11 protein-coding genes are annotated in these 17,679 nt (G+C 62.5%); 8 read left to right on the top strand and 3 right to left on the bottom strand.

Going from position 1 to position 17,679, the window contains the following annotated elements; translation table 11 throughout:
• Positions 1-11 precede the first annotated feature (11 nt).
• Positions 12-494: a sigma-70 family RNA polymerase sigma factor gene (locus ABTV29_RS09115; RefSeq protein ID WP_433769760.1), complete on the bottom strand. Its 483-nt coding sequence runs from the start codon at positions 492-494 to the stop codon at positions 12-14.
• Between the two features lie 1,417 nt (positions 495-1,911).
• On the opposite strand from ABTV29_RS09115, the gene ABTV29_RS09110 reads away from it, so the two are divergent.
• Genes ABTV29_RS09110 through ABTV29_RS09100 form a run of 3 tightly spaced genes read left to right on the top strand, consistent with a single transcriptional unit; the run spans position 1,912 to position 6,481 of the window.
• Positions 1,912-3,084, top strand: a complete 1,173-nt coding sequence (locus tag ABTV29_RS09110; protein ID WP_433769759.1) for an efflux RND transporter periplasmic adaptor subunit — start codon at positions 1,912-1,914, stop codon at positions 3,082-3,084.
• The gene (locus tag ABTV29_RS09105; RefSeq protein ID WP_433769758.1) at positions 3,085-5,058 is read left to right on the top strand and encodes a MacB family efflux pump subunit; all 1,974 of its coding nucleotides are present in this window, start codon (positions 3,085-3,087) and stop codon (positions 5,056-5,058) included.
• A 7-nt stretch (positions 5,059-5,065) separates the two neighbouring features.
• Complete coding sequence (locus ABTV29_RS09100; protein WP_433769757.1) at positions 5,066-6,481, top strand: efflux transporter outer membrane subunit; 1,416 nt, start codon at positions 5,066-5,068, stop codon at positions 6,479-6,481.
• Between the two features lie 46 nt (positions 6,482-6,527).
• Here ABTV29_RS09100 and ABTV29_RS09095 read toward each other — a convergent pair whose 3' ends face one another.
• Entirely contained in the window at positions 6,528-7,265 is a 738-nt protein-coding gene (locus ABTV29_RS09095; RefSeq protein ID WP_433769756.1) for a hypothetical protein, read from the bottom strand.
• A 226-nt stretch (positions 7,266-7,491) separates the two neighbouring features.
• Positions 7,492-9,102 (bottom strand): pyoverdine maturation tyrosinase PvdP, encoded by a 1,611-nt coding sequence (pvdP, locus tag ABTV29_RS09090; protein WP_433769755.1) that lies wholly within the window; start codon positions 9,100-9,102, stop codon positions 7,492-7,494.
• Positions 9,103-9,354: 252 nt separating this feature from the next.
• Here pvdP and pvdM point away from each other — a divergent pair, with 252 nt between their 5' ends.
• The 5 genes from pvdM (at position 9,355) to ABTV29_RS09065 (ending at position 17,570) form a co-directional block, all read left to right on the top strand.
• A complete protein-coding gene (gene pvdM, locus ABTV29_RS09085) occupies positions 9,355-10,704 on the top strand; it encodes a pyoverdine-tailoring dipeptidase-like protein PvdM (RefSeq protein WP_433769754.1) in 1,350 nt (449 codons plus the stop codon).
• A gap of 29 nt (positions 10,705-10,733) precedes the next feature.
• Positions 10,734-12,020 (top strand): aminotransferase class V-fold PLP-dependent enzyme, encoded by a 1,287-nt coding sequence (locus tag ABTV29_RS09080; protein WP_433769753.1) that lies wholly within the window; start codon positions 10,734-10,736, stop codon positions 12,018-12,020.
• A gap of 142 nt (positions 12,021-12,162) precedes the next feature.
• Complete coding sequence (gene pvdO, locus ABTV29_RS09075) at positions 12,163-13,020, top strand: dihydropyoverdine dehydrogenase (RefSeq protein WP_433769752.1); 858 nt, start codon at positions 12,163-12,165, stop codon at positions 13,018-13,020.
• 199 nt (positions 13,021-13,219) lie between these two features.
• Positions 13,220-14,869 carry a cyclic peptide export ABC transporter gene (locus ABTV29_RS09070; RefSeq protein ID WP_433769751.1) on the top strand — a complete coding sequence of 550 codons (1,650 nt, stop codon included), beginning with the start codon at positions 13,220-13,222 and terminating at the stop codon, positions 14,867-14,869.
• 220 nt (positions 14,870-15,089) lie between these two features.
• Positions 15,090-17,570 carry a TonB-dependent siderophore receptor gene (locus ABTV29_RS09065; protein WP_433769750.1) on the top strand — a complete coding sequence of 827 codons (2,481 nt, stop codon included), beginning with the start codon at positions 15,090-15,092 and terminating at the stop codon, positions 17,568-17,570.
• Positions 17,571-17,679: the final 109 nt, after the last annotated feature.

Below are 17,679 nucleotides of genomic sequence, written 5' to 3'. Positions count from 1 at the left end.
ACCGGGCGGCGTCAATGGCCATCCCATTGGCGCATCCGCACCCGGCAATGCTTCATCGCATTGACGATGTGTTTCTCCACCAGTGCCCTGGAAATCCCCAGGCGTTCGGCGATCTCGGGGTGCGACAGGCCTTCGAGTTTGCGCAGCATGAAACTCTCGCGGCACAACCTGGGCAGTTCCGCCAGGGCGCGCTGGAGCATCTCCAGGCGCTGACCATGGTCGAGGTTGCTCAAAGGCGAGGGACTGAAATAACGCTCTTCGGTGTCGAGCACATCCAGTGGCTCGGACTGGCGCAGGGCATTGCGCCGGTGATCGTCGATCACCAGATTCAGTGCCGTGCGATAAAGGAATGCCCGGGGCTGCTCGATCGGCGTGTCGCTGGAGCGCTCCAGTACGCGCACATAAGCGTCATGCACCACATCTTCGGCCACCTCGCGGTTGCCGAGCCTGGCGTTGAGGAAACACACCAGCTCGCGATAGTAGTTTTCCAACATGACTCCCGTCCGCACGGGTGCGGTTTCTGTCCTTGAGCCGACCGATCGGCCCGAAAACAGGCAGTGGCACGATAGTGGCAGTTTGAGGCGCGTAATTTATAGTAATTCTCATGTAGATTTAAAGCGTTGCTTTGTATTGCCCGATAAATAGTCACTAGGCGGCCTGGTAGCCGACCTGGCTTTTGTTGATCGGGTACATATCCATTTTTTTGGTAACGGCTGCTTAAGGTTCCGCCCTTACGGCGGGTTACTTGGAAAAGCGCCAAGTAACCAAGCGCTTTTATCCCCTGACGTACGGCCCTTCGCTTAGGCTCAGGGTTCCCTCCCTCCGACGGGGCAGATCAAAATCAAAAGCAAGGCGGCCGACCGGCCGGCCTGATTGCGCTGGTTCCGTGTAGGAGCGAGCCTGCTCGCGATGGACGCCAGGACACCGCGGGGTGTCAGGCTGCCAGCGTTATCGTTGACGACCATCGCGAGCAGGCTCGCTCCTACAGGGGATTGGGGGCATCCGTGAAATCAGGTCGACTGTCAGGCCGCCTTCGCGAGCAAGCCCGCTCCCACAGGGGATTGGGGACACCCGTGAAATCGGGTCGGCTGTCAGGCCGCCTTCGCGAGCAAGCCCGCTCCCACAAGAGATCGAGTGCATCCGTGAAATCAGGTCGGCTGTCAGGCCGCCTTCGCGAGCAGGCTCGCTCCCACAGGGGATCGAGTACATCCGTGAAATCAGGTCGGCTGTAAGGCCGCCTTCGCTGCGATGCGGCGACCCGACAAGTCAGCTCCCACAGGTAGGCGTCCACCTGCGGACCTGTAGGAGCTGTCGAGTGCAACGAGGCTGCGATCTTTTGATTTTCAATAGCAAGATCAAAAGATCGCAGCCTTCGGCAGTTCCTACAGAGAACCGCGCCAACCATCAGGCCGAGCGGTAGCTCGCCTCGGCGGCTTTTGATCTTGATCCACCCGCCCCTTCGGCAGGCTGAGTGGAGGCGTTCATCCGGGGGGAAGGCGCGTAGCGCCGTGCGGCGAAGCCGCACACATCGAGAGGAGGTGCAGCGAAGCAAACCGGAGGCGATGCCCCCGGATGAATGCCGCAGCGAAGGAACGCCGAGCTTTAGCGAGGGGCCGGACGCCGGGGCGAGCGTTTTTGGTTACTTTTAACTGGGCCGGCACTCCGGGCGTTTGTTAAAAGTGACTCGCCGTAAGGGCGAAACCATAGGTCGCCGTTACCAAAGCAATGGATATGTACTCAGTCAACAAAAGCCAGGTCGGCCCGAAGGCCGCCTTCGCGAGCAAGCTCGCTCCCACAGTTGCTGTTGCACCCTATTTCCAAACCTAAATTCCCCACCCCATCCATCGTTTACAGGACAGCTCCCCGTCCCTGCCAACTCCACGGCAGTGTCCACCCGTTCTGGAACCCTGCATGAAACGTCCCCGTCAGACCCGACGCGCCCTGCTTGTAGCACTCAGCCTGATCCCCGTTGTCGCCGTCGCCGCCTGGCAATTCATCCCGCCCGGTCGCGACCGGTTCGCCACCGTGCAAGTCAGCCGTGGCGATATCGAAAGCAGCGTCACCGCCCTGGGCACCCTGCAACCGCGGCGCTATGTCGATGTCGGCGCCCAGGCGTCCGGGCAGATCCACAAGATCCATGTGGAAGTCGGCGACGTGGTAAAAGAAGGCCAGCTGCTGGTGGAAATCGATCCGTCCACGCAACAGGCCAAGCTCGACGCGGGGCGTTTTTCCATTGAAAACCTCAAGGCGCAGCTCGAAGAGCAGCGCGCGTTGCACGAACTGGCGCGGCAGAAATTCCAGCGCCAACAGAACCTCAAGGCGGGCGGCGCCACCCGTGAAGAGGATGTGCAGACCGCCCAGGCCGAACTGCGCGCCACCCAGGCGCGCATCGACATGTTCCAGGCACAGATCCGCCAGGCCCAGGCCAGCCTGCGCAGTGATCAGGCCGAACTCGGTTACACGCGGATCTACGCGCCGATGTCCGGCACCGTGGTCGCCCTCGACGCCCGCGAGGGCCAGACCCTCAATGCCCAGCAGCAGACACCGCTGATCCTGCGCATCGCCAGGCTGTCGCCGATGACCGTGTGGGCCGAGGTTTCCGAAGCCGACATCGGCCACGTCAAACCCGGCATGAACGCCTGGTTCACCACCCTCAGCGGCGGCACCCGGCGCTGGAAAAGCACCGTGCGGCAGATTCTGCCGGTGCCGCCCAAACCCCTCGATCAAGCCAGCCAGGGCGGCGGCAGCCCCGCCAGTTCGAGCAAGAGCGGCAGCGCCCGGGTAGTGCTGTACACCGTGCTGCTGGACGTCGACAACGCCGACAATGCGCTGATGGCCGAGATGACCGCCCAGGTGTTTTTCGTCGCCGATCAGGCGCAGAACGTGCTGACCGCACCGCTTGCCGCTTTGCAGGCCGGCGCCCGGGACGACCAACAGACGGCACAAGTGGTCGCGCAAAACGGCAACGTCGAACAGCGCGCCGTGCGCACCGGCATCAGCGATCGTCTGCGGGTGCAGATCCTCGACGGCCTGCAGGAAGGCGATCACCTGTTGATCGGCCCGGCCGACGGGAGTGGCGGTTGAATGCACACGCCCCTGATCGAACTGTCGGACATCCGCAAGGCTTACGGCGGTGGCGACGCCCCTGAAGTTCACGTGCTGCGCGGGATCGACCTGTCGATCCATGCCGGCGAGTTCGTGGCGATCGTCGGCGCCTCCGGTTCCGGCAAGTCGACCCTGATGAACATCCTCGGCTGCCTCGACCGCCCGACCTCGGGCGAGTACCGCTTCGCCGGGGAAAACGTCGCCGCCCTGGACAGTGATGAGCTGGCGTGGCTGCGCCGTGAAGCCTTCGGCTTCGTGTTCCAGGGCTACCACCTGATCCCGTCCGGCTCGGCCCAGGAAAACGTCGAGATGCCGGCGATCTACGCCGGCACCCCGGCCGCCGAACGCCACACCCGCGCCGCCGCCCTGCTCGATCGCCTGGGCCTGGCCACCCGCACCGCCAACCGTCCGCACCAGCTTTCCGGTGGCCAGCAGCAACGGGTGTCCATCGCCCGCGCCTTGATGAACGGCGGCCACATCATTCTCGCCGACGAACCCACCGGCGCCCTCGACAGCCACAGCGGCAAGGAAGTCATGGCGCTGCTCGACGAACTGGCGTGCCAGGGCCATGTGGTCATCCTGATCACCCACGACCGCGAAGTCGCGGCGCGGGCCAAGCGCATCATCGAGATCCGCGACGGCCTGATCATCAGCGACAGCGCCCGGGACAATCCCGCCGTACAGCACTCGGCCAATGCCGGCGCCTTGCAGGCAGTGGACCTGCGCAAGCGCCTGAGTGAAGGCGCGCAAGCCAACGGCGCCTGGAAAGGCGAACTGGTCGATGCGGTGCAGGCGGCCTGGCGGGTGATGTGGATCAACAAGTTCCGCACCGCGCTGACCTTGCTCGGGATCATCATCGGCGTGGCTTCGGTGGTGGTGATGCTCGCCGTTGGCGAGGGCAGCAAGCGCCAGGTCATGGCGCAGATGGGCGCCTTCGGTTCCAACATCATTTACCTCAGCGGCTCGGCGCCCAACCCGCGAACGCCACTGGGCATCATCACCCTGGATGAGGTCAGGGCGGTGGGCAGCCTGCCGCAGGTGATGCGGATCATGCCGGTCAACGGCCAGGAAGCCGGGGTGCGTTTCGGCAACCTCGATCACCTGAGCTATGTCGGTGGCAACGACACTAACTTCCCGGCGATCTTCAACTGGCCGGTGGTCGAAGGCAGCTACTTCACCGAGACCGACGAACAGAACGCCGCGGCGGTGGCCGTGATCGGGCACAAGGTGCGCACCAAATTGCTCAAGGACGTGGCCAACCCCATCGGCCAGTACATCCTGATTGAGAACGTGCCGTTCCAGGTGGTGGGCGTGCTGGCGGAAAAAGGCGCCAGCTCCGGCGACTCCGACAGCGACGACCGCATCGCCATCCCCTACTCCGCGGCGAGTGTGCGGCTGTTTGGCAGCCACAATCCCGAGTACATCGCGATTGCCGCCGCCGATGCACGCAAGGTCAAAGAGACCGAGCACGCGATCGAACAGCTGATGCTGCGCCTGCACAACGGCAAGAAGGATTTCGAACTGACCAACAACGCGGCGATGATCCAGGCCGAAGCGCGCACGCAAAACACCCTGTCGCTGATGCTCGGTTCCATTGCGGCGATTTCGCTGCTGGTGGGCGGTATCGGAGTGATGAACATCATGCTCATGACCGTGCGCGAACGGACCCGCGAGATCGGCATCCGCATGGCCACCGGCGCCCGCCAGCGGGACATCCTGCGCCAGTTCCTCACCGAAGCGGTGATGCTCTCGGTGGTCGGCGGGCTGACCGGGATCGCCCTGGCGCTGATCGTCGGCGGCGTGCTGATCCTCAGCGAAGTCGCCGTCGCGTTTTCCCTGATAGCGGTGCTGGGCGCGTTCGGTTGCGCGCTGGTCACCGGTGTTGTTTTCGGCTTCATGCCGGCCCGCAAAGCTGCCCGACTCGATCCGGTGACGGCCCTGACCAGTGAATGATTTTTCGATGAAGCCGCAACTGAGTTTGCTGACCCTCTGCCTGCTGCTCGGCGCCTGTGGCACACCTGCCCAGCGTCCGGACGGCGGCATCGTCCCGCCCTCTTCCTGGCAATCGCCGCACACCCAGAATGCCATGCCCGGCAACGCGCAATGGTGGACCCGCTTCGGCAGCCCGCAGCTGGAGCGTCTGGTGGAACAGGCCCGGCTCGGCAGTCATGACCTGGCTGCCGCCATTGCCCGAGTCCGACAGGCACAGGCCGAAACGGTGGTTGCCGGTGGCTCGCAACTGCCGGAGGTCGAGGCCGGGTTGAACGCCAACCGGCAGAAGTTGCTGCGCGGCAATGGCTATAGCCAACTCGATGCCGACAGCGATAACGACGCGGTGGACTACTTCACCGCCAACCTCACTGCCAGTTATGAAATCGATTTCTGGGGCGGCCAGCGCGCCTCCCGCGACAGTGCGCAGTTCGCCTTGCAAGCCAGCGAATTCGACCGGGCGACGGTGGAGTTGACCTTGCTCAGCGGCGTCGCCAATACCTATGCGCAAGCGTTGTCGCTACAGGAGCAGAGCCGCATTGCCGAGCTGAACCTGGCCAATGCGCAAAACGTTTTGAAGCTGGTGCAGACCCGCTTTGATTCAGGCTCGGCGACGGCCCTGGAACTGGCGCAACAGAAAAGCCTGGTGGCGGCGCAGCAACGACAATTGCCGCTGGTGCAGCAACAGGCCCGGGAAGCGCAGATCAGCCTCGCCGCCCTGCTCGGCCGACCGTTACAGGAACTGCCCCTGGGCCAGGAACGCTTCGATCAGTTTTCGTGGCCGGCCATTGACGCCGGCGTGCCCAGCCAACTGCTCAGCCGTCGCCCGGACATCGCCAGGGCCGAAGCCGAACTGGCCGCCGCCCAGGCCGACGTCACCGTGGCTCGCGCCGCCATGCTGCCGACCCTGACCCTCACCGCGGAAATCGGCTCCGGCGCCGACCGCGCCAGCGATATCCTGCGCAGCCCTTTCTACAATCTCACCGCCGGGCTGCTGGCGCCGGTGTTCAACAACGGTCGCCTGGGGGCCGAACGCGACAAGGCCGTGGCCCGCCAGCAGGAACTGCTGGAAACCTATCGCGGCGCGATCATCAACGGCTTTGCCGACGTGGAAAAAGCCCTGAACAGCATTCGCGGGCTGGATGAACAGCGGCAGTGGCAAGGCGAGGAATTGCGCCAGGCGCAGACGGCGTTTGACATTGCGCAAAGCCGTTATCAGGCCGGCGCCGAGGATTTGCTGACGGTACTGGAGACACAGCGCACGCTGTATGCGGCGCAGGATTTGAATGTGCAGCTGCGGTTGGCGCGGTTACAGGCGAGTATTGCGTTGTACAAGGCGTTGGGAGGGGGATGGCAATCGATTGAAGGAACCGGACGCGATACCTGAATCCGGTTACCCCGGAGAAATAAGCGATCTGTCGGCAGCAGGCTGATTAAGGCTCAACGATGAAAGTGCCAGGAGCTAGACGGTTATAAACAACATCTGGCAGCAACTGAATTGCATAGGAATAAGAAACCTCCCGCCCCAAAAATGCTGCGGCCTGATGAAAAGGAACCAGGAGCTTAAGTCCCACCGCCGGTGTCGTCGAAATAACCCGACCGACGGTGAACTGCAAACTTCCGCTAAACAGCGTAACTGTCATTTGAGTCCCGCGATGTATACCTTCGATTGGAGGAATTTGAAATCTGGCGCCCCCTTGAGCCTCAATTAAATGAAGCTTCAGAACATTGTTTTGTGCATCAAGGGGCAAAACATGAGGAAGTTTTTCAAGGTCCAGGTTATCTGTAGCAATGGTGAATTGAGCGGTTAAGGAAGGCCAGCCTACTCCTCCAATGAACGCGGTATAGGTCACAGTTACTTGTTGACCTTGATGGACCAGGGCTTGTTCTTTCGTCACGCCAACACCCTGATAGTCATCTTCCTCATCATAAAAGTGAACGATACTGGTCGTGCCCTGCTCACTGCTCAAACACAGGTGGATTTCTCCGCCATCTTCCATTCCGTCAATGTTATCCATGCCCACTACAAGGCCATTGGGGTTCAACTTGAAAAGAGCCGGAAAAAAAACGCCGGAAACCTCATATGTCGCTTGAGTCCCGACAAAAAAAATCCTCGGTTCAGGGAGTGACTCGAATTCGACGAACCCGGAACTGCTTGTTGTTGAAGTCATGACAGATGTCCTTCCACGGGGTTGAACGGCACAGGGTTTTCGCCAAATCCACAGGATTGTGCAGCGATGAGAAACATCAAGCCTCATGAAAGGCTCGATGACTACTGACAGAAATAACAGTCCGACTGGCCTTTCCGATCAGTGGTGAGACCCGCCCACGGAATTCGCGGGCGCCGCAGATTCCCTGTAGGAACTATCGAGGGAAACGAGGCTGCGATCTCTTGCTTTAAGCCTTGGCCTTCAGATTCCGCGCATACCAAGGCCGCTGCGGCACCTTCCTGAACAGATCCTCGAGCTTCTTTTCATCCTCGCCAAAGGTAATCCGCAGCGCCAGCTTCATGGTCTCCGGGTCCATTTCCACCGACCGCCCCGCCTGCAACCCCGGCGTGGTGCTGCAACCATGGGTGTCCGGTCCCAGCCACGGGTCGTCGACTTCAACCCAGCGTCCCGGGGCGAACCACGGCACGCCGTTGACTTCAAGCCGGCTGACCTCCCCCGGATGAAAGCGCTCATGGGCACGGAACCAGTCTTCCAGGCGGTCGTCGATCCAGCCGTGGAAGTGCCAGAACACCGGGCTGACATGGGACGAAAACGGGTCGCCGAGGAAGTCGTTTTCCGGCGCGAACCAGCGCGCGGAAAAGTCCGATGGATCACGGGCGAACGGCACCGGCTGGCCATTGGACGGATCGCGAGGTACCGAGGCCCAGCGCATGTGCAACCAGTCGTGCAGCCCCAGCTCCACCTCTGAACCAAACTGCCCCAAGGTCAACTTCGACAGATAACGCGGGTCGCGGTACTGCGACTCCCAGACCTGGAAATTGCTGTGATAGGTCTCGGCGGTCTTGATGTCGCTGACCCACTGCGAGTACTCGTCATCGTCTTCGGCCAGCCAGGTCGGAGGCAGCGCGGTACCGTCGTGGTTGTCGAAGTAATTGGCGAAGCCAGTGCGATCCCTCGCCAGCTCCGGTTGCGGCAAGGGAAATTGCGTCCACGAGGGCAAATCCTGCATCGAACGCGCGGTGCCCAACATGTGCCGGTGCATGAAGAAAAAATCCACGCCCGAGCCATTGCGGTCCTTGCGCGCGCCACGGGCATCCCGCTCCTTGCCCCTGGGGCCGGGCTGCCAGCCGATGCCGCGCAAGGCGTCGCGCTTGTCTTCGGGCAAGGTGTGCCATTTGTCCCTGGACGCATGCCAGAGCTGGTGAAACAGACGATGCTCGGCGGACGTCAGCCAGGCCAGCAACGGCGCGCCCAGCCCGGTGCGCTCTCGCGCTTCGGGGAATACCCGCTTGACGGCGATAAAGCGATTGTCCTGGGCGGTCAGCATCAACGGCCGATCCAGATCCAGCACCCGCCCGCTCAACGAGCCGCTGCCGGCGTTGCCGAATGTGGCCCAGACTTCGTCCAGCGCCATGCTGAATTCGTAGTCGCAGCTGCCATTGGCGCTGAGCAACCGCCAACTCAATTGCGCCGATTTGGCCCCGGCCAGATCGCCGAGCACCCGAAAACGTGGCGCTTCACTGGAACGCAAACGCTCGGCGGTATCGAGAAAGCCGATCAGCCCGCGACCCTTGTGGCCTATGTCGAGAAACACTTCCAGGCCGTCCGTGGGCAAGCCTTCAAGCCCGGCATCGCGCCCTTCGAAACGGATCTGCCAGACCCCGCGCAGCGAATCGGCCAGACGCTGGCCGGCCACGTCCGCGACATCGAAGGTCGCTTCGCCGGGGGTGATCGTCGGGTCCGGTTTCGTCCATTGGCGATGCCCATAAAAGGCCGCAGGCACCGCCGCGCCGGTCAGCGCCAGGCCCGCCATGAACCATCGTCGAGAAATCGTCATTGCCCTACCTGTGTCAGCCATGGAGCAGGCTTTATCCCAGCTAGAACGTTTGTTGCCCCCCGAAATTTAAAGAGCATCGCGAGCAGGCTCGCTCCCACATTGACCGAGTGAACACTGAAGATCCCCTGTGGGAGCGAGCCTGCTCGCGATGGCGTCGGCACAAACACTAAATTCCTCCCCCACTGACTCGTCCATCCCAGATAGCAAAGCCCCCTACGCCCACAACCGGGCGGCGAACTGACTGAGACGGCAATGACAAAACCACGCTCGAAAAAGGCTCTTTTCATCGGCCTGCCGCTGGCCCTGGCGATCAGCGCCGGGGCAGGCTTCGCGGCCTGGGACTACTGGTTCAAAGGCAACCCCGGTTATCCGGTCAAGGTGATGAAGCAGGCCGATGAACTGCATGAACGCCTGCTCTCGTTCGACAGCCACATCACCGTGCCCATGGACTTCGGCACCGCCGGCAACGAGGCAGACAAGGACGGCAGCGGCCAGTTCGACCTGGTCAAGACCGGGCGTGGGCGCCTGTCCGGCGCGGCGTTGACGATCTTCGGCTGGCCGGAAATCTGGAACGGCCCCAACGCGCCGCACCGCCCTACCGCCGGGTTCATCGAAGAAGCGCGCTTCGAGCAGGAAACCCGCTACAAGATCATCAGCGCCCTGGTCCGTGACTACCCCAACCAGGTCGCCATCGCCTACACCCCCGAGGACTTTCGCCGCCTGCACGGCGAAGGCAAGTTCGCGATTTTCATGAGCATGCTCAACGCCTACCCGCTGGGCAACGACCTCAACGCCCTGGACAAATGGGCGGCCCGGGGCATGCGCATGTTCGGCTTCAGCTATGTGGGCAACAACGCCTGGGCCGATTCGTCGCGGCCATTGCCGTTCTTCAACGATTCCCGGGACGCCCTCGGCGGCCTTTCAGAGATCGGCAGGCAGGCGGTGCATCGCCTCAACGATCTCGGGGTGATCATCGACGTCTCGCAGATGTCGACCAAGGCCCTGGAACAGGTCGCCCGCCTGAGCCGCACGCCGATGGTCGCTTCCCACTCCGCGCCCCGTGGCCTGGTGGACATCCCGCGCAACCTGAGCGATCACGAAATGCAGCTGATCAAGGACAGCGGCGGCGTGGTGCAGATTGTCGGCTTCCCCACCTATATCAAGCCGTTGAGCCAGGCCACCCAGGACAAGCTCAACGCCCTGCGCGCGCGCTTCGACCTGCAACCGCTGCAAGGCCTGGAAATGGCCTTGATGCCGGGCGACCCGATCATCACCGTGTGGCCCGAGCAGCGTTTTGGCGAGTACGCCAGCCAGCTCTACGCCATCGTCGACGAAGAACCCAAGGCCACCCTCAAGGACTACGGCGACGCGATTGATTACGCGGTGAAGAAAATCGGCATCGACCATGTCGGCATCAGTTCGGACTTCAACGACGGCGGCGGCCTCGACGGCTGGAAAGACGTCAGTGAAGTGCGCAACGTGACCGCCGAACTGATCAGCCGTGGCTACAGCGAAGCGGACATCGCCAAGCTCTGGGGCGGCAACTTCCTGCGGGTCTGGGACCAGGTCGAGAAGTCCGCCCGGCCCGTCGCCAAAAACTGAAGCCCCTTTTGCCAAGCGAACCCCAAGCCATGACCAACCGTCGTTCATTCCTCAAACAGGCCGGCATTCTCGCCGCCGGCCTGCCCCTGACTGCCGGCGTGAATCTGCCGGCATTGGCCAGCAATCCGCCGTCGTTACCCAAGGGCAAATGGGCGCAATTACGCCAGCTGTTCAACCAGGACCCGGACTACCTGCACTTCGCCAACTTCCTGGTGACTTCGCACCCGACACCGGTGCGCAACGCCATCGACATGCACCGCGCCAACATCGACCGCAACCCCGGCCGCGCCATGGACTGGGACCTGCAGGAAACCGAAAAACGCGAGCACAACGTGCGGGTCTGGGCCGCTCGTTACCTCAACGCAACGCCTGAGCAGATCGCCCTCACCGGCAGCACCACCGAAGGCCTGGCGATAATCTACGGCGGCATCCATGTGCGCGCGGATCAGGAAATCCTCGTCAGCGAACACGAGCATTACTCCACCAATTACACCCTGGAATACCGCCAGCAGCGGCAAGGCACGAAGGTGCGCAAGCTCAAGCTGTTCGAGAACAGCCGCGATATTTCCGTGGATGAAGTGCTAGGTTCCATCACCAAGGGCATTCGCCCCGAGACCCGCGTACTGGGCATGACCTGGGTGCAATCGGGCAGTGGCGTGAAGCTGCCCATCGGCGAAATCGGCAAGCTGGTCGAGGAGTTGAACCGCAAGCGCGATGAGAAGGACCGCATCCTGTATGTGGTCGACGGGGTGCACGGTTTCGGCGTCGAGAACCTCGACTTTCCCGAGATGCACTGCGACTTCTTCATCGCCGGCACCCACAAATGGATGTTCGGCCCTCGCGGCACCGGGATCGTTTGTGCCCGCTCGGCCGAGGTCAAGGACGTCACGCCGATCATTCCGACCTTCTCCGAAGCCACCACCTTTTCGACCATCATGACCCCCGGTGGCTACCACAGTTTCGAATATCGCTGGGCAGCGGACGAAGCCTTCAAGCTGCACCTGCACCTGGACCTGGGCAAGGCCGAGGTGCAAGCGCGCATCCACGCACTCAACACCTACGCCAAGAACCGCCTGCTGGAGCAATCACGGATCGAACTGGTGACGCCGCAAAGCCCGCAGCTGTCCGCCGGTTTCACCTTCTTCCGGGTCAAGCAGCAGGACTGCGAGAAAGTCGCCAGCGGCCTGATGCAACACCGCGTGGTCTGCGATGCGGTGGAGCGCGACGCCGGCCCCGTGGTGCGCATCGCCCCGGGCCTGCTCAACAGCGAAAGCGAAATCGACCGCTTCATGGCCCTGCTAAACAAGATCGCATAGCGCCGCTACCCCCTGTAGGAGCGAGCCTGCTCGCGATGGTCGCCGGAACACCGCGGAGAGTCAGACACCCCGCGTCATCGTTGACGTCCATCGCGAGCAGGCTCGCTCCTACAGGGGTCGTATCATTTAATCGAGATGACTCATGACCCTTTATTCGTTGACCTTCTCCGCCCTTGCGGTTGCCTTCCTGTCGACTACTGCACAAGCCGCCACCCCGCCCCCACCGGGCAAGGTCTTCAAGGACTGCCGCAACTGCCCCGAAATGGTCGTGCTGCCCGCCGGCACGTTCACCATGGGCACCCCCGACGACGAAGTCGGCCGCGAGCCCGATGAAGGCCCGATGCATGACGTGACCTTCGCCAAACCCTTTGCCATGAGCCGTTTCCAAATCACCACCGGCGAGTGGGACAGCTACCTCAAGGAGAGCGGCGTGACCATCGCCAATGGCGATACCCGCCCGGGCCGCGAGTGCATCGCCAGCAAACCGCGCTACCCGCAGAGCCCGCGCCAGCCGGCGGTGTGCATGAACTTCGACGACGTGAAGCACTACGTCGCCTGGCTGTCGAAAAAGACCGGGCAGCAGTACCACATGGTCAGCGAAGCCCAGCGCGAATACGCCGCCCGTGGCGGCACCAAGGGGCCGTTCCCCTTCCCGTTCGATGAGGGCAAGGAATACAGCATCGCCAGGCATGCCAATACCTACGGCCCGGCGGATGGCTACAGCTACAGCTCGCCCGTGGGCAGCTACCCGCCCAACGCCTTCGGCATGTACGACATGCACGGCAACGTCTACGAGTGGGTCGAGGATTGCGAACACCCCGACTACGTCGGCGCCCCCACCGACGGCAGCGCCTGGCTGGAACCCAACTGCGAAGCCGTGCGCATCCGTGGCAACGACTGGGGCGAAGCGCCGGTGTTCTCCCGTTCCGGCAACCGCAACAGCCAGTACCCGCAAGAGCGTGGCGACTGGATGGGCTTTCGCGTAGTGCGTGATCTCTAAAGCACCCCCGTCCCCCTGTAGGAGCGAGCATGCTCGCGATGGACGCCCAGGCACCGCGGGGAGTCAGGCACCCCGCGTTATCGTTGACGACCATCGCGAGCATGCTCGCTCCTACAGGGGTTGGTAACACCCTCTAAATTAACCCCGCAACCAGACGTTCTACTGGGTATCTGCCTTCCGACCCAAGGAACTGTCTTCCATGACCCAGCCCACCCGAGGCGCCATCGGCGAATTGTTCGCCCTGCTCAAACCCTTTCGACTCATCGTCACCGCGTCCATCGTCCTGGGCATGGTCGGTGGCCTGAGCGTCACGGTGCTGCTGGCGACCATCAACGAAGCCCTGCACGCCGAAAGCGGCCTGACCCAGGGTGTGGTCGCGCTGTTCGCCGGGCTGTGCCTGCTGGCGCTGGCCAGTTCGATCTGCTCGGACATCGGCACCAACTACGTCGGCCAACACATCATCGCCAGGCTGCGCAAACAGCTGGGCGAGAAGGTACTCTCGGCGCCGATCGAACAGATCGAGCGCTATCGCAGCCACCGCCTGATCCCGGTGCTGACCCACGACGTCGACACCATCAGCGACTTCGCCTTCGCCTTCGCGCCGCTGGCGATTTCCATCACCGTGACCCTGGGCTGCATGGGTTACCTGGCGCTCCTGTCGTGGCCGATGTTCCTGATCATGGTTGCCGCGATCCTGATCGGCACTGCCATCCAGGCCTATGCCCAGAGCAAGGGCGTGCAGGGTTTCATGGCCGCCCGGGAGGCCGAGGACGAACTGCAAAAGCACTACAACGCCATCGCCGAAGGCGCCAAGGAACTGCGCATCCACCGCCCTCGCCGCCAGCGCATGTTCACCTCCGGGATCAAGGGCACTGCCGAATTCATCTGCAACACCCAGGTGCGCTCGATCAACACCTTCGTCATCGCCAAGACCTTCGGCTCGATGCTGTTCTTCGTGGTGATCGGCCTGGCCCTGGCGCTGCAAACCTTCTGGCCGAGCGCCGACAAAACCGTCATGAGCGGTTTCGTGCTGGTGCTGCTGTACATGAAAGGCCCGCTGGAACACTTGATCAGCACCCTGCCCATCGTCAGCCGCGCGCAGATTGCCTTTCGCCGTATCGCCGAACTGTCCGAGCAATTTTCTACCCCTGAACCGCACCTGCTGCTCAGCGACAAAGGCAATGCCAAACCCGTCGTGCAAGAGCTGCAACTGGCGGACGTGCACTACGCCTTCCCCTCGGTGGACGGTGCCGCGCCGTTCCAGCTGGGGCCGGTCAACCTGTCGATCAAGCAGGGCGACATCACGTTCATCGTCGGCGAGAACGGTTGCGGCAAGACGACGCTGATCAAGTTGCTGCTGGGCCTGTACACGCCGCAACACGGGCAGATCCGCGTCAACGGCCAAGCCATCGACGCGCACAACCGCGACGACTATCGCCAGTTGTTCACCACCATCTTCGCCGACTACTACCTGTTCGACGACGTGGTCCAGGGCGACACCCACATCCCGCAAGACGCGAACAAATACCTGCAACGCCTGGAAATCGCGCACAAGGTCAGCGTCAAGGACGGCAGCTTCACCACCACCGACCTCTCCACCGGCCAGCGCAAGCGCCTGGCGCTGGTCAACGCCTGGCTGGAAGAACGCCCGGTGCTGGTGTTCGACGAATGGGCCGCCGACCAGGACCCGACCTTCCGCCGCATCTTCTACACCGAGCTGCTGCCGGACCTCAAACGCCTGGGCAAGACCATCATCGTGATCTCCCACGATGACCGGTATTTCGATGTGGCGGATCAGTTGGTGCGCATGGAAAGAGGCCGGGTGGTCACGGAGCTGACACCCGCCTGATCACGCCACTCACCTGTGGGAGCGAGCCTGCTCGCGATAGGGCCAGCACTTTCAACATTGAAGGCGACTGATCCACCGCCATCGCGAGCAGGCTCGCTCCTACAGGTAATGCGCAAGTTTCTGAAATTTCTTTTCCGGTTTCCAGCCAACGCCCCGTCTTAATAATCATTCCTATTAACAAAAACTCTGCACGACACTTTTCCAGGAGCACAGGCAAGTAATGCGATCCCTTCCACGCCGCACACCTCTCGCGCTGGCCGTACAGCGCCCTTCTCTGCATCGAACCCTGTTGACCAGCGTTTTGCTGACCGCCACCTTGCTGGGGAGCACGATGGCCAACGCAGCACCGGTCAACGTGAGTATCGCCGTGCAGCCGCTGTCCAGCGCGCTGACCGAGCTGGGCATGCAGACCAACCTGCAGATCCTCTACAGCCCGGACCAGGTCGCCGGTATCAAGTCCCGTGCGGTGTCAGGTTCCCTGGAGCCTTCCGCGGCCCTGGCCGAGATGCTCAAGGGCACCGGCATTTCGTTCCAGATCAACGGCAACAGCGTGACCCTGATTTCCGGTGGCGGTTCGAGCCTGCAACTGGGCGCGACCACCATTTCCGGCCAGGCCCTGGGCCTGGTCACCGAGGACACCGGTTCCTACACCACCGGCGCCACGACCACCGCCACCAAGCTGCCGCTGACCATCCGCGAAACCCCGCAATCGGTGACCGTGGTGACCCGGCAATTGATGGACGACCAGGGCGCAAAGAGCGTGGGTGATGTCCTGCGCAACACGCCGGGCGTCACCATGCAAAAGTACGACAGTGACCGTACCGAGTTTTCCGCCCGTGGCTTTGCCATCACCAACTTTCAATACGATGGCGTCAACATCCCTTACGACGGTGTCTACGGGGAAAACCCGAACAACAGCGACGACGCCGCCAGCCTGGACCGCGTCGAAGTCATCAAGGGCGCGACCGGCCTGATGACCGGTGCCGGCGATCCGTCCGCCACCGTCAACCTGGTGCGCAAGAAGCCGACCAAGGACTTCAAGGCCTCGGTCAGCGGCACCGTCGGTTCCTGGGACAACTACCGCACCGAAGGCGACATCTCCGGTTCGCTGACCGAAACCGGCAACGTACGCGGTCGCTTCGTCGGCGCCTATCAGGACAAGGATTCGTACATCGATCACTACAGCCAGAAGAAAGACCTGTACTACGGGATTCTCGAAGCCGACCTGACCGACGACACCCTGCTGACCCTCGGCGTGGACAAATCCAGCGCCACGCCGCGCGGCAGCTCCTGGACGGGCAACTCGCCGTTCTTTTCCGACGGTGGCCGCACCGATTTCTCCCGCAGCTTCAACCCGGGCGCCGACTGGAGCCGTCGTGATTTCGACAGCACCACCTACTTCGCGTCCCTGGAACAGGCGCTGGCCAACGACTGGAAACTCAAGTTCAGCCTCGACCAGAAAACCACCGACCACGACACCCAACTGGCCTCGGCCAGCGGCGGCAACCCGGACCGCGCCACCGGCGAAGGCATGTTCTTCTACTGGGGTCGCTGGGAGGGCCATCGCGTACAGAACACCGCTGACATCAACGTCTCCGGCCCGTTCACCCTGGGCGGTCGCGAGCATGAACTGGTGGCAGGTTTCATGACCTCCCATTCCCGGCAGACCGGTGCGACCTACGACACCAGCGCCTCCCAGCTGGTGCCGGGCAACATCTTCGACTGGGAAGGCCATCTGGCCAAACAGGAGTTCCCGAAGAACGGCAAGTACGAGCGCACCCAGAGCCAGAACGGCGCCTACCTGGCTACGCGTCTGCGCCCGACCGATGATCTGTCGTTCATCCTCGGTGGCCGCGTGAGCACCTACAAGTACAACGAGGACTACACCTACTATCCGGGCGCCAACCTTGCCGACACCCATGCCAGCTACAAGGAACACGGCGTGGTCACGCCTTACGCCGGTGTGGTCTACGACCTGGACAATACCTACTCGGTCTACGCCAGCTACACCAGCATCTACCAGCCGCAGATCTACAAGGACGCCAGCGGCAAGACCCTGGAACCGGTGGAAGGCAACGCCTACGAGACCGGTCTGAAAGCGGCCTACTTCGAAGGCAAGCTGAACGCCAGCCTGGCCTTCTTCCGCATCGAACAGGACAACGTCGCCCAGTACGTCACCACCGACACCACCACAGGGCAAGACGTCTACAAGCCAACCTCCGGCGCCACCACCAACGGCGTGGAACTGGAAATGGCCGGCGAACTGGCCGAAGGCTGGAACCTGTCGGCGGGCTATACCTACGCCCGTACCCGTGACAAGGACGAACAGCGCATCTTCGGCTTCCCGCTGGCCACCACCAAGCCGGAACACGTGATCCGCACCTTCACCACCTACCGCCTGCCCGGCGCGCTGGACCAGTTCACCGTCGGTGGCGGCGTCAGCTGGCAGAGCGCGTTCTACGGCCAGACCTTCAACCCGAGCGTCGATGGCAGCGGCCAGGGCGCCACCGTCAACCTCAAGCAAGGCGGCTACACCCTCGTCGACCTGATGACGCGCTTTCAGTACGACGAACACCTGAGCTTCACCGCCAACGCCAACAACATCTTCGACAAGCAGTACCTGACGGGCCTTGGCAACTTCGGCACCACCTTCTACGGCGAGCCGCGCAACTTCCAGCTGACGGCGAAGTACGACTTCTGAGTCGGTTGAGCTGAAATGAAAATGCCCGTGTCGTGAGATGCGGGCATTTTTTTGTCTGTGGGATTTGCGGTGATTGTGATGCCGCCATCGCGAGCAGGCTCGCTCCTAC

It is taken from the genome of Pseudomonas putida, from assembly GCF_050989985.1.
In the GTDB taxonomy this organism is placed as follows: domain Bacteria; phylum Pseudomonadota; class Gammaproteobacteria; order Pseudomonadales; family Pseudomonadaceae; genus Aquipseudomonas; species Aquipseudomonas putida_AI.
Note: the sequence above shows the minus strand (reverse complement) of the source record. Positions and strands in the feature narration are given on the sequence as shown.

What these genes read in the sequence shown, in the direction of transcription:
- ABTV29_RS09115 (WP_433769760.1), bottom strand. Translation starts at nt 494, where the DNA reads ATGTTGGAAAACTACTATCGCGAGCTGGTGTGTTTCCTCAACGCCAGG.
- ABTV29_RS09110 (WP_433769759.1), top strand. Translation starts at nt 1,912, where the DNA reads ATGAAACGTCCCCGTCAGACCCGACGCGCCCTGCTTGTAGCACTCAGC.
- ABTV29_RS09105 (WP_433769758.1), top strand. Translation starts at nt 3,085, where the DNA reads ATGCACACGCCCCTGATCGAACTGTCGGACATCCGCAAGGCTTACGGC.
- ABTV29_RS09100 (WP_433769757.1), top strand. Translation starts at nt 5,066, where the DNA reads ATGAAGCCGCAACTGAGTTTGCTGACCCTCTGCCTGCTGCTCGGCGCC.
- ABTV29_RS09095 (WP_433769756.1), bottom strand. Translation starts at nt 7,265, where the DNA reads ATGACTTCAACAACAAGCAGTTCCGGGTTCGTCGAATTCGAGTCACTC.
- pvdP (WP_433769755.1), bottom strand. Translation starts at nt 9,102, where the DNA reads ATGACGATTTCTCGACGATGGTTCATGGCGGGCCTGGCGCTGACCGGC.
- pvdM (WP_433769754.1), top strand. Translation starts at nt 9,355, where the DNA reads ATGACAAAACCACGCTCGAAAAAGGCTCTTTTCATCGGCCTGCCGCTG.
- ABTV29_RS09080 (WP_433769753.1), top strand. Translation starts at nt 10,734, where the DNA reads ATGACCAACCGTCGTTCATTCCTCAAACAGGCCGGCATTCTCGCCGCC.
- pvdO (WP_433769752.1), top strand. Translation starts at nt 12,163, where the DNA reads ATGACCCTTTATTCGTTGACCTTCTCCGCCCTTGCGGTTGCCTTCCTG.
- ABTV29_RS09070 (WP_433769751.1), top strand. Translation starts at nt 13,220, where the DNA reads ATGACCCAGCCCACCCGAGGCGCCATCGGCGAATTGTTCGCCCTGCTC.
- ABTV29_RS09065 (WP_433769750.1), top strand. Translation starts at nt 15,090, where the DNA reads ATGCGATCCCTTCCACGCCGCACACCTCTCGCGCTGGCCGTACAGCGC.